The sequence below is a fragment of the Flavobacteriales bacterium genome (assembly GCA_020635395.1).
Classification (GTDB): domain Bacteria; phylum Bacteroidota; class Bacteroidia; order NS11-12g; family UBA9320; genus UBA987.
The window spans coordinates 796,432-809,498 of the sequence record JACJZV010000001.1; the positions used below are offsets into that span (position 1 = coordinate 796,432).

General features: G+C 40.1%; 7 protein-coding genes and 1 pseudogene. 3 read left to right on the plus strand and 5 right to left on the minus strand.

The window, feature by feature from the left end; translation table 11 throughout:
• Positions 1–239: 239 nt before the first annotated feature.
• The 5 genes and pseudogenes from H6607_03425 to H6607_03445 form a co-directional block, all read right to left on the minus strand.
• Positions 240–2,165, minus strand: a pseudogene (locus H6607_03425) (right-handed parallel beta-helix repeat-containing protein).
• A gap of 263 nt (positions 2,166–2,428) precedes the next feature.
• Complete coding sequence (locus tag H6607_03430; protein ID MCB9261402.1) at positions 2,429–3,208, minus strand: SDR family oxidoreductase; 780 nt, start codon at positions 3,206–3,208, stop codon at positions 2,429–2,431.
• 3 nt (positions 3,209–3,211) lie between these two features.
• Positions 3,212–4,141 carry a hypothetical protein gene (locus tag H6607_03435; GenBank protein ID MCB9261403.1) on the minus strand — a complete coding sequence of 310 codons (930 nt, stop codon included), beginning with the start codon at positions 4,139–4,141 and terminating at the stop codon, positions 3,212–3,214.
• Between the two features lie 273 nt (positions 4,142–4,414).
• Positions 4,415–4,834, minus strand: coding sequence for a hypothetical protein (locus tag H6607_03440; protein ID MCB9261404.1), 420 nt, complete (start codon positions 4,832–4,834; stop codon positions 4,415–4,417).
• 18 nt (positions 4,835–4,852) lie between these two features.
• On the minus strand, positions 4,853–5,740 hold the full coding sequence (locus H6607_03445; protein ID MCB9261405.1) for a hypothetical protein: 888 nt from the start codon (positions 5,738–5,740) through the stop codon (positions 4,853–4,855).
• A gap of 280 nt (positions 5,741–6,020) precedes the next feature.
• Between H6607_03445 and H6607_03450 the strand changes: the two genes are divergently transcribed.
• From H6607_03450 to H6607_03460, 3 genes are all read left to right on the plus strand, one after another.
• On the plus strand, positions 6,021–8,744 hold the full coding sequence (locus H6607_03450) for a 2-oxoglutarate dehydrogenase E1 component (GenBank protein ID MCB9261406.1): 2,724 nt from the start codon (positions 6,021–6,023) through the stop codon (positions 8,742–8,744).
• Positions 8,745–8,997: 253 nt separating this feature from the next.
• Positions 8,998–9,885 carry a cytochrome c3 family protein gene (locus H6607_03455; protein ID MCB9261407.1) on the plus strand — a complete coding sequence of 296 codons (888 nt, stop codon included), beginning with the start codon at positions 8,998–9,000 and terminating at the stop codon, positions 9,883–9,885.
• Between the two features lie 40 nt (positions 9,886–9,925).
• Positions 9,926–13,051: a TAT-variant-translocated molybdopterin oxidoreductase gene (locus H6607_03460; GenBank protein MCB9261408.1), complete on the plus strand. Its 3,126-nt coding sequence runs from the start codon at positions 9,926–9,928 to the stop codon at positions 13,049–13,051.
• Positions 13,052–13,067 lie beyond the last annotated feature (16 nt).

A 13,067-nucleotide genomic window follows, 5' to 3' on the forward strand; every position in this document is an offset into this window, starting at 1 on the left:
TAATCTAAGGCGTTATAATAATTGGTGGTGCCACTGTAGTAGAGATACACCGCATATCCTCCGACGGTGTTAACAAATATATTATTCACTACATCATTTCCACTATATGTAGCAGATGAATAGCTAAAGTAACCCGCAACGTAAGTAGTTCCTGTTGTGGACGGAGTTGATGTCACCACGCAAGTATTGTGGTAAAACTTTTGATAACTGCTGCTAAGCGAATAAATAGCTCTTGCGGCATCAGTACCTGAATTTCCAACTCGAATACTATTGTTAATAAAATAGGCCGGTGCCACAGAAGAAGCGTCGCATGAACTATGATAAATGCCATATCCCCTATACACGTCTATTTTATTTTCAGATATCATGTTTGCTCCATCAGAGTAAGCCAAGTATAGACCGTAGAGTGCAGAACTATAGGTGCTATTTGATGAAATAGTATTATTTGAGACAGTAATGTCCTGAGTGCTATAGTTGTAGATACCATAGTAGTCAAAATCTGTACAGGTATTTCCTGTTATTTGCCAACCTTTCTGCAAGCTGGTTGTAGATATACCATAGTTGTAGATGCTTGCAGAACCATATAGAAGAACATTGTCTTTTATGATAATGTTGGTGTCCGTTGATGTTGAAGGTGAATAAATCAGAGCTGCATAGTTGGAAGAAGAACTGGGTTTTTTCCCTTCAATGGTACAATTCTGAATCGTTATATCGCCACTGTTTTGGTCGAAAGAAACAACCCGACAATAATACCCATCCAAACCCTTTAAGTGCAAATTGTTTAAAATATAGTGTGATGCATTATAAAAAAGTATTGTCCAATCATCAGTAGTACCCGTAGCATCATACTCTATTATTGCTTTGCTGGTGGCTGATGGGTCGGTTTGAATGGTAATGGTGTTGGTGGCCGACTGCCCCGGCACATTTGTTATAGTATGTTGCCCTGTATAGGTGCCGGCTGCAAGATTTAGAACAACGGGGCCACAAAGCCCATTGGCCAATGCTGTCTTGGCCGCATCAATGGTTGCAAAATCACTGCTGGATGTGCCAACGGTGTATGTTCCGCTCATGCCCGGTACAAAAGTTTTTTGCAACGTATCGTTCGCGGGTTTTCCATCCGAAGTGGAGTTCGGATTTTTTGTGTAAACAACAAAATTACTCGAACTACCGCTGTAGGTATAGGGTCCTAAATTGATGACAATAGAGCTATTTGGAGTCAATGTGCCGGTATGATTATAGGTGTTTTGTGAGGTGCCATTTACTGACCATTCCACATCAAAACTTGTCACATTGTTGTTTCCCTCGTTGGTTACTTCAATTTTTATACTATCTGTAGAATTACAAATTGCATCGCTTGGATTAACAAAAGAAGAAACAGCTACATCATTAGAAACCAAAAATTTCGGCTCAAAAATATGGTATTCGTTGTCGGATGCAGAACTACCGCCACTACCATAAATAATATTTGGAGAGCCAGCCGATGAGTTGATTCCTGTGGTTACATCGACATAAGTGGAAGAGTTGAGCTGAACGCCTGCAGTTAGGCTTGGGGTGCCGTTCAGGTAATAGTTCTGATCAACGATGTAAATATTGTTGGTGCCTTCTTCCAAAACCACGGCCCAATAGGCATAAGACATGTTACCGATGGCATAAGAGAAGTTTTGAATCCACAACTGCCTGCTGCCAGTGCTGCCAAAAACAAAAGTATAAACATTGTCGCCTGTGCTTCTGGTAGCCACATTTTCCCAGAAATAGGCAATAGTGCTGTCGGGCAAATTACTGTTTGGTAAAGCCGAATTCGAGTTCAGAGAGCTGTTTACCTGAGTTCCAGCCACTGAGGTACTAAACGTAAGCAAACCGTTTTGAGAAACACAAAAAGAGTCAACTGTGCCGCCATAAAACTTAAATGTAAACGGAATGGGAATAGCCAACGACCAATAATTGGTACTGGTGTAAGAACCTGTAGAACCGCCGGGGCCTTGATTGTAAGCCATAATAACTGTTCCACCAGTGGATGTAGCATCGGAACTAGTTCGCACGCCACCGGGATTTCCCACGTTCTGGTTTGAGTTGGTTTGGGTGTAGATCCATTGTGCTTGAGCGTTTTGGTTGGTAAAAAGCAAAAACGCCACAAACACGACCAATAAGTTGAAAAATTTCTTCATAAAAACACTTTAAATTAATTCTATAAATGAGTTATCAAATACCGAAAAACCGTTCTAAATCACAGAAATAACTGCACCATTTTTGCATTAAATGTTACATTGAATGCTGAACCCTCGATTAAGTAACTACACTACCAGTCAAAAATGGTATATAAATCGGATATACGCAATACATTTTTTTTGAAAGATAAAGTGCTTATATTCAGTAGGTTGCGTGGATTTGAAGGAAAAAGGTAGGATGTTGTAAAATGTCTAAAAAAAAATCACTTCGGATTTATTTTCGGGGCAATTTTCCAAAAGAGCGTGGGCAGGTATTTGTGAATGTAATAGAGTATCAACTCTTTTTTACCTATCAAAACTTCACGCTTGTTTCGTGCAATGGCTTTGCCAATTTTGGCGGCACACACCTCTACCGACATCCCATTTCGCTGCCCATCATCCATCTGTCCTGTCGGTTTTCCATCAGGGTTTAAAGCATTTTTGGAGATATTCGTTCTTATTCTTCCCGGACAAACTACCGTGGTGCGGATGTTCTGATTTATATATTCCAATCCCAGAGTTTCGAAATATCCAACAACCGCATGCTTACTTGCCGAATAGCTGCTGCGAAGCGGAAACCCAAACTTGCCGGAAATGCTACTGACAACTGAAATGTTGCCACCACCGGTTTCTATCATCCAGGGCAGCACTTTTTTTGTTAATGCAACGGTGCCAAAGTAGTTTATTTCAAAAATTCTTCTGTCAACGGTTTCGGGAGTGTCTGTTATTTTACTCCGTTGGCTAATGCCACCGTTATTTATTAATATGTCAATTTTTGAAACGTTTTTTTTGGCCATTTCAACCGCATTTTCAATGGTTTTTGAATCAGCCAAATCTAACGGAATAATGTATATCTCGCCGTTGGTTTGGCAAGATTTTGCAACAACTTCTAAGGCAGATTCGTTGCGGGCAGAAAGAATTAGGTTAAATCCTTTTTTTGAATAATAATGGGCTAAGGCTTCGCCAATGCCCGAGCTGGCACCCGTTATCCAAACGGTTTTCATCAATTATTTAAGTGTGAATTTTGTGCTGCCGAGCAACACACCTTCGCAATACACATTGGCCGTATATTCTCCGGCGGTCATATCGTTTGATTTTTCCCAAAAGAAAACCACCTTCTCATTAGAGTTGGTAAAATTGAATTTCTCCTTTTTGGTGTAAAGCGAGCCGTGGTCGTCCAACGTAAACGTTCCTGAACCCTTTGCCTGATTGTTCAGCGTTGTTTTTTCGGGTGATAAAATTTGCAAATACAACGTTTTGCTTTCTTTTATGGCCACCGCATTGTTGTCTATCACAGCTTCTACCATAATTCTATCGGTTTTTGAAAACCTATCGGTTTCTTTTTCAGTGCCACTGCCTTTTACTTTTATGCCATAGGCTCTAAGCGATTTTGTTTTAAGGCGTTTTGCAATATCTAATTGGGCGTTAATCTTGTCTCTTTCAGCTACCACAGCTTCTGTCTTTTTGGTTTGTTCCACCAATTCGTTCTTTTTGGCATACAACGAATCTCTGAAAAATTCTTTTTCCTTTTTCAGTTGTTCTATTTGGGCAATGTAGCCATCACGTTCGGTGGTAAGCTCCTGAATTTGTTTTTTAAATTTTTCGATGTCTGCCTTGCTCACATTTCCGCTGTTGATGGCTTTTTTCAACTCAGCCACTTTTGCGTTCAGTTTCATTTCTTGTTCACGAATCACACTGTCGAGTTTTTGGTTTTCGCCTTTATACTCCACCAATTCGAGATTCAATCTATCCAACTCTTCATTAAGTTGTGCTTTTTCGGCAGTCAAATCATCCACTTGCTCCTGTTTTTCTTCCACCACTTTCTTTTTAGAAAGCAGTTGATAGACCAGCAAACCATTAACCGCAAGCAATGCAAGCACAACAAGCAACAAATACAATCGGCTACGTTTATCTTTTTCTTCGTTTTTAAATGTCATACTACCGAAACAAATTTCTGACAAAATTAGTATATTTTTGGGTTGATAAGAAAAATAGCTTTAACAGATGCTTTGTTTATGGGAAGATTAGTGTATTTGGGGTATAACCGCCGTGCAGAAGCTTGCCGCTGCATCCCTTTTTTAAAATCACTGCTCAATTTGTTTGGTTTTTAAGATAGAATGCAGGAATAAACCTTAATAAAATTACATGGATAAGGAATTATTTTTCTTCCGCTCGAAACCATGCCTAAAAGAAACCGATAGCCAACTTTTTTAACTCCCCGTAATCAACACATAGACAGGTATCTTTTCTTCTCCAAATTTTTCTTCTACTGCAAATGCAAAACCTTCAAAAAAATGGTTGTCTCTATCACCCAAAATGGGTGAGCCTATTTTGTTATGCGTTTGATATAGTAAATCTAATGCCGTAAAATACTTGCCATTAGCAGCCTCCAATGTTTCTATATGTTCTCGCACTTCTTCGTATTCTTCAAGCGGCAACACTATGGCGGCTATCATTACCTTTGGGCTGTTTATGGTGTTTTCATCCCATTTAATTTTGGGATAAGTACCCTTGTAGCCAATGCTTTTGTGGTAGGTTCTAAGGGCTTCTTTAAATGCTTCGGCAGTTTCGTAGGGTGCTTCTATATAGTTCCAATAGAGGTCTCTAAAAAGTTCTTTTGTATAGTCCATATTTGCTTTTTTAGTTTTCTAAACAAAATATTTGCATGGGTTAAAATTGGTATTCCTTTTCCATCGATTAAATGCATACTCGGTCATGGCATTGCTACGGTTTTTTAAAATACCCAGACCCTTATGCTCCTTTGCACCACCAAAATAGGTGATTAAATATTGCTCGATTACCCGGGCTTCAAAAAATTTCATTTTTATACCATCTATACCGGATATAAATACATCTTTAATGCTTATTGAACTTATTTCTGTCGTCCTTTTCCATAAGTTGTATTCTTTGATACCATCCAAGGCACGTTTGCCTTCTTCAACATGCTGAACGTGCCTTAAATCTAACCGCTGCGTTGTAATGCCGACATAGAGGTCGGCTTTGGAAACTTTGTCTTTTAGGGTGTAGAATTCAAACACGTACTCCGTTTGGTCGGCATAGCTGAAAGCCGTTTGGTTGTGTGTAAGAATGCCTGAGTTGGCTACTAAGTAGTTGTGGTTTTGAGCCACTTCTATGTTGTGGGTGGGTACTTGTTGTTCTATTTTTTGGATAGATGCAATGTGTATATGTTTGTTGTTTTGGGCATCGAACAAATAATCGCCCAACGACAGTTGGCTGGCGGCTTTCCAACGCTTGGCAAAGGCTTCAAAAAACCGGTGGTTGCCCGTTACATTTAGTTCTGTGCCGCAAGTGGTGGTTATTTTGATGTATTGCAAGGCGGTGTTGGTATATGTTTGCAATATTAGTTGCAATTCGGTAGTTTTGGTTTTTTCGTTATAGCTCCACACGTTTTCGCCTGTCTTTAAATCTTCAATAGGTTTTAGCCCTTGTTCGGTATGCACCATTGTACCAGCCAAAAAACATGGAATTTTAGGCGGTTTTTCAAAAAGGTCTGTAAATCTATAATCTTTCCACATTTGGGTCGCAAAGTTAAGTTTATTTCTTCCCCTCAGACTCCTTTAATGGGTGGGCGGATTCAAACCCAACCGCCATTCAGAAGCTTGCCGCTGCATCCCTTTTTTAAAAGCACTACTCAATTTGTTTGGTTTTTAAGCTAAAATGATGCAAAATACGTATTGAGAATCTGGATTAAAGCAGGGTGCATTTTTCATCCTTAAACCTTAATTCCTTCAACCTTAAACATTCAAAAAAATCTATCTTTGCCACCCATTTTTAATTGAGTTTTGAAATACACAAATGTTAGCACACTCTTATCTTAGCAATGCCGACGTCGATTCGATAGACGAAATGTATAAGCAGTATCAGGCAAACCCGCAAAACGTGGAGTTTGGTTGGCAAAAATTCTTTGAAGGTTTTGATTTGGCCTACGACAAAACCGGAATCAGCGGCCAAGTGGTGTCGGAAGATATGCTAAAAGAAATCAATGTGCTTCGACTGATAAACGATGGCTACCGCACCCGAGGGCATTTGTTTACCAAAACCAATCCGGTTCGCGATAGGCGAAAATATGAACCTACGCTTGATATTAACAATTTTGGTTTGGAGCAGTCGGATATGGATAAGACCTTTAATGCAGGCATCGAATTGGGCATTGGGCCGGCCAAGTTGAAAGATATTATCGAGCATTTGGAACAAACCTATTGTCAAAGCATTGGGGTTGAATATATGTATATGCAGCACCCCGAGCGGAAAGAATGGCTCAAAACCCGCATGGAAAGCCGGAAAAATCAACCAAACCTGTCTATCAACCAAAAAAGAGAAGTGCTGAATAAGTTGAATCAAGCTGTGGTTTTTGAGAATTTTCTGCATACCAAATACGTTGGGCAAAAACGGTTTTCGCTTGAAGGTTTGGAAACGTTGATACCTGCATTAAACACCATCATTGAGCATGGCTCAACATTGGGTGTTGAAGAGTTTGTGATTGGTATGGCACATAGAGGCAGGCTGAACGTGTTGGCCAACATTATGCATAAAAACTATGAAGAAATTTTTAGAGAATTTGAAGGAAGAGCTTATGCCGATGCCATTTTTGAGGGCGATGTAAAATACCACATGGGATATTCTTCCGAAATAAAATCAAATGAAGGTAAAGATATTCGGCTCACCTTAACACCAAATCCCTCACACTTGGAGGCTGTAAACCCTGTGGTAGAAGGCGTTTCAAGGGCAAAGATAGACAGAGAACACAATAGAAATTTTGATAAATTAACCCCAATACTCATTCATGGTGATGCGGCTGTTAGTGGTCAGGGCATTGTGTATGAAGTCATTCAAATGGCTGGGTTGGAAGGTTACAACAATGGGGGAACCATACATTTGGTTACTAACAATCAAATAGGTTTTACCACCAACTACACCGATGGCCGAACATCGATATACTGCACCGATGTGGCCAAAACCACCAAGTGTCCTGTTTTTCATGTAAATGGAGACGACGCTGAAGCCATTGTGTATGTAATGCAATTGGCCACAGAGTATCGGCAAAAATTTCATACTGATGTTTTTATCGATTTGTTAGGTTATCGAAAATACGGTCATAATGAAGGGGATGAACCGAGATTTACACAGCCTAAGTTGTATAAAGAAATTGCCAAGCACAAAAATCCACGTGAAATTTATGCGGAAAAATTGGCAAATACCGGTAGTGTGGAAGCCGATTTGGCCGAACAAATGGAGAAAGAATTTAAACAACTTTTGCAAGAAAAGTTAGACAGTGTTCGGTCGGCCAATGGGCAAGAAACTACCAATAATTCGCCAGCAAACACATGGGCACACATAAGAAAGGCCGAGCAAAAAGACTTTGAGCAATCGCCCGTAACGGCCATTGACAAAACCAAATTTCAAAAACTGGCCAAATCAATTACGCAAATTCCGGATGGATTTAAGGCTTTTAAAAAGGTTGAAAAACTATTTGCCGACCGTGCCGACATGATTAAAAACAACAGCTTCGACTGGGCAATGGGCGAATTAATGGCCTACGCCAGTCTGTTGGACGAAGGTTTTCCGGTAAGAATGAGCGGACAGGATTGCGAGCGAGGCACCTTTAGCCATCGGCACGCCATAATAAAAGAAGAAGATTCGGAAAACGAATATTGCCCGTTGGCACAAATTGGAGGGCAAAAAACGTCGTTTGAAATCTACAACTCATTGCTTTCAGAATTTGCCGTTTTGGGGTTTGAGTATGGCTATGCCATGACCAATCCCAATGGATTAACAATATGGGAAGCCCAGTTTGGCGATTTTGCCAATGGGGCTCAGGTTATTATTGATCAATTTATTGCCAGCGGCGAAACAAAATGGAAACGCTTTAACGGTTTAGTCATGTTGTTGCCACACGGTCATGAGGGTCAAGGGCCTGAGCACTCCTCGGCTCGTCCTGAGCGGTATTTGCAACTGTGTGCCACACTCAATATGCAAGTAATAAATGCCACAACACCAGCCAATTTATTTCATGCCTTGAGGCGACAACTGAAGCGAGACATTCGGGTGCCTTTAGTAGTGCTTACCCCTAAAAGTTTACTGAGACATCCACTTTGTGTAAGTTCAATCGAAGATTTTACAAATGGAGCATTTCAAGAGATAATTGATGATGCAAAAGCCGATGCAAAAAAGGTAAAGCGGGTGGTGCTTTGCACTGGTAAAATCTATTATGATTTACTGAAAAAGCAGGAGGAAGATAACATAGAAAACGTTGCTGTTGTTCGGGTAGAACAATTGTATCCGTTGGCCGAAAACCAATTGGCCGATTTGCAAAAAAAATACAGGAATGCAGAGTGGAAATGGGTGCAGGAAGAACCTAAAAATCAGGGTGCATGGATGCATTTGCTGCGGTATGATTTGCCTTTTGCTTTGGGTGTAATTAGCCGCCGCTCAAGCTCGTCTCCGGCTACTGGCTACGCCAAGGTGCACAATCAAGAGCAAGAGCAGATAATTTCCGAAGCATTTTCTATCGGGAAATAAATTTGTCAATCATTTCCACCAAGAAAAAGGAAATAATTGATTGTAAAAGTCGCATAATATCAGCGAGTTGAAGCTATTTAGACAATTTCTAAATTAAAAAATGTTGGTATCTTCAATCTTGCCAACTTTTAAACCGATATATATTTGCGGCCATTGCCAATTGGTAAAATTTTTGTCATATAGCAATGTTAAAAGCTTGATAATTAGAAGATTGTCATTTTTATAATAGGAAAGACTTAAAAATAAAAAATAGATGTCAGGAGGTTTTTATAGTAATTCTACATTTTTAGCCTTAGTTATTTTGGCGGTTGTGTTGCTCATCGTAGCGGCATTGATGGTGTATGTTGTTAAACACATTACATCCATTTTAAACCAAAAATACCCTACTCAGGCGGAGCCAACTTTTTACGAGAGTAAAATAAAGCCCACAACAGATAAGTGGAACCCAACTATTGTATCGTTGGTGGTTATTGGCATTTTAGCCATTGTTTTAGGTGGGTGGGGATTCGATTATACTGCTTATAAAGTGGGTAATCAGCAAGGTTATGCACCTGACCAACCAATCAATTTTCCGCACGACAAACATGCCGGTGCAATGAATATTGATTGTCAGTATTGCCATATAGGTGCGTCAAAAAGTAAACATTCCACCATTCCATCAAGCAATATTTGTATGAACTGCCACAAGGGGGCTCAGTTGAGAGAAAAATACAACGGACAAGTATCTCCTGAGTTGGCTAAACTGTATAAGTATGTAGGTTTTGACCCAGAAGCAGGCTCTTACGATCCGAATGCAAAAGGAGTTGGCCCGATAAAATGGGTAAGGGTTCACAACCTTCCTGACTTGGCATATTTCAACCACTCACAACACGTATCTGCTGCAAAATTGGCTCCAGATGGTAGCACCGAGAGCAAAGATATTTGTAATGTATGTCATGGGCCTGTACACGAAATGGCCAAATTGGAGCAATTTAGCACATTGCAAATGGGCTGGTGTGTAAACTGTCACAGACAAAGAGGTATTGATGTTGAAAACAACAAATACTACGAGGATGTGCATAAAGAAATGAAAAAGAACAACAAGCATTATGTTACCGTTGCAGAAAACGGAGGTTTGGAATGTTCAAAATGCCATTATTAATCGATATTCAATTTAAGAAACTCAAAGATTACAACATATAATGAGTAATTTGGAAAATAAATACTGGAAGGGAATTGAAGAACTGGAAAAACCTGCTCAATATGCAGGAAGAACCGATGAGTTCTCAGACAAGCTTCCGATGGAAGAAATTTTTGGTGATTCGGATGAAATAACTTCAAACCGCCGAGATTTCTTAAAGTTTTTTGGTTTTAGCGTTAGTGCAGTAGCATTGGCCGCCTGCAATAGGACACCGGTAAAGTATGCCATGCCTTATATCGAAAAACCAGCGAATGTAACTCCGGGTCTCCCTTTGTATTACGCAACTTCATGTGGTGCGTTCAACGAAGGTTTTCCTGTTGTGGCTAAAGTGCGAGAAGGTAGGCCAATAAAATTGGATGGTAACGAAAAAAGCATCCTCAGTCAGGGAGGGTTAAATGCTATTGGCCAAGCCAGTATTTTGTCGTTGTATGACATCAACCGTTTGCAAAACCCAAAAATTGGCGGAAAAACAGAGAAAGATTGGGCAAACGTAGATAAAAAAGTAGCAGAAATATTAAAGCAAGCGGCAGGAAAAGGCGTGGCAGTGGTTTCAAGAACCGTTACCAGCCCAATTCTTAAAGATGCTATTGATAAATTTAAGACAGCTCACAATGCTACACACATTGTGTATGACCCAATTTCGTATTCAGGTATTTTAAATGCCAATAAAGAATCGTTTGGTGTAGCTACCGTTCCAAATTATAAATTCGACAAAGCAGAGCTAATTGTTAGTTTCGGTGCCGACTTTTTAGGTACATGGGTTTCTCCTGTTAGGTTTTCGTCTGATTATGCTAAAAACAGAGTTCCTTCGCCAGAAAATGCCAATATGAGCAGACACTACCAAATTGAAGCAAACATGAGTTTGACAGGAACCAATGCCGATTATCGGTTTGCAATTCCGGCCTCAAAACATGGAGCCTATTTGGTAAGTCTATATAATATGGTTGCCTCAAAAGTTGGGGGTTCTTCCGTTTCTGGTGCTCAAAATGAGCTTGCCGGAAACATGTTGAGCAAAATAGCCGAAGAATTGGTGGCAGCAAAAGGAAAGGCATTGGTTGTTTGTGGAAGCAACAACAAAGCCGACCAGATTATTACCAATGCAATAAACACTATGTTAGATAGCTATGGAAACACCATAGACATCAACACTTCATACAATGTATCTGCCTTTAATGAGGCGGAATTTGACAATTTTGCAAAACAGGCTGGAAGCCTTGGAGCTGTAATATTTTTAAACTGTAATCCGGTTTATTCTTATGCCAACGGCAAAGATTTGGCCGATTCGTTGAAAAAAACCAATGTAATTTGCACATCTATTGTGGCGGATGAAACCTCAATGAATGCCACAGTGAATGCTCCGGATAACCACTTCTTGGAGTCGTGGGATATTTATGAGCCAATGAGCGGACATTATCTAACTTCTCAACCAACCATTACCAAAGTATTCAACACCAGAAGTGCTGCTGAGTCTTTGAGAACTTGGGCTGGAGAGACGTTGGAAATGGGAGAGGATCAAGTTTCTCGCAGTTGGGTTGTAAATTATTTGGAGAGCAACTTGGGGGTAAATGCTGAACAAGCTCTGCATGACGGGGTGGTGGAAAAAGCTGCTTCAAATGGAGCAGGCTCATTCTCAGGTTCTGTTTCTGATGCCGCTGCAGCTATAGCTTCTGCAAAAAAAGGTGATGGTTTAGAACTTTCACTCTATCAAAAAGTAGGAATAGGCGATGGCACAATGGCCATGAACCCATGGTGTCATGAAATGCCGGACCCGGTTACAAAAGTTACTTACGATAACTACGTGACGATTTCAAGAAGTGATGCAGAAGCCAATAATTGGGAACAAGGCGATTGGATGAAGGTAACTTCCTCAAATGGTACGGTTGACAAATTGCCTTTACTTATTCAACCTGGGCAAGCGGTAGGAACCATCGGTATAGCTTTGGGCTATGGCCGCACACCTGAAATATTAGACGAAAACAAAAATGATTTGGTTGACCTTGGTAAAAATGTTTACCCATTGGTTCAAACAGATAATGGCACCTATTCGTATGTGGTGAGTGGCGTGAAACTTGAAAAAGTAGGTTCGGGTTATGAATTTGCCCAAACTCAAACGCATCACATGGTAGAAGGTCGTGATATAATGAGAGAAACAACACTTTCTGAATATCAAAAAGAAAAAGACGCAGGAAACAAACCTCAGGCTAAAACACAGCACTTGGTATCTCTTTGGGAAGAATTTGACTATTCAAAGGGACATCATTGGGCAATGGCTGTTGATATGAATGCCTGTACGGGTTGTGGCTCTTGTATTGTAAGCTGCAGCTTGGAAAACAACGTGCCAATTGTTGGCCGTGATGAGGTTCGTAGAAGGAGAGAAATGCATTGGATTCGTATCGACAGATACTATGCATTTGAGGTTCAGGAAGAAACAAAAGTATCAGTAAAATTTGCCGGAGAAAGAGACTTTAAAAAAGGCGATTATTCTTCGAAAGAAAAGGAACTAAACGCATTGGATGAAATTGCCAAAAAAGGGGGCAAAAACGACTATTCGCATTACAACAATGTTACGGTAGTTCATCAACCAATGATGTGTCAGCATTGCGACCATGCACCTTGCGAGACTGTTTGTCCGGTATTGGCAACTACGCATAGCTCGGAAGGTTTGAATCAAATGACCTATAACCGTTGCATCGGAACGAAATACTGTGGAAACAACTGCCCATACAAAGTGCGTCGTTTCAACTGGTTTAAATACAACGATAACAGCAAATTCAATTATCATTTCAATAACGAACTTGGAAGAATGGTTCTTAACCCTGATGTAACGGTGCGTTCAAGAGGGGTTATGGAAAAATGTAGTTTCTGCGTTCAAAACATTCAAATGGCAAAACTGAAAGCCAAGATTGAAAACAGAAAATTGAATGATGGGGATGTTACCGTGGCATGTGCAAAAACTTGTCCATCAAATGCTTTGGTGTTTGGAGATAGAAATGACCCCAACAGCAAAATTGCTCAAATGTATAAAAACGAAAGAGGGTATTTAATGCTCGAAGAAGTGGGCATTCAACCATCTGTGAAGTATTTGACAAAAATTAGAAACAAAAAACAAGAAGTTCAACATTCATAATTTATAAAAAGAAACA

What these genes read in the sequence shown, in the direction of transcription:
- H6607_03440 (MCB9261404.1), bottom strand. Translation starts at nt 4,834, where the DNA reads ATGGACTATACAAAAGAACTTTTTAGAGACCTCTATTGGAACTATATA.
- H6607_03450 (MCB9261406.1), top strand. Translation starts at nt 6,021, where the DNA reads ATGTTAGCACACTCTTATCTTAGCAATGCCGACGTCGATTCGATAGAC.
- H6607_03455 (MCB9261407.1), top strand. Translation starts at nt 8,998, where the DNA reads ATGTCAGGAGGTTTTTATAGTAATTCTACATTTTTAGCCTTAGTTATT.
- H6607_03460 (MCB9261408.1), top strand. Translation starts at nt 9,926, where the DNA reads ATGAGTAATTTGGAAAATAAATACTGGAAGGGAATTGAAGAACTGGAA.
- H6607_03445 (MCB9261405.1), bottom strand. Translation starts at nt 5,740, where the DNA reads ATGTGGAAAGATTATAGATTTACAGACCTTTTTGAAAAACCGCCTAAA.
- H6607_03435 (MCB9261403.1), bottom strand. Translation starts at nt 4,141, where the DNA reads ATGACATTTAAAAACGAAGAAAAAGATAAACGTAGCCGATTGTATTTG.
- H6607_03430 (MCB9261402.1), bottom strand. Translation starts at nt 3,208, where the DNA reads ATGAAAACCGTTTGGATAACGGGTGCCAGCTCGGGCATTGGCGAAGCC.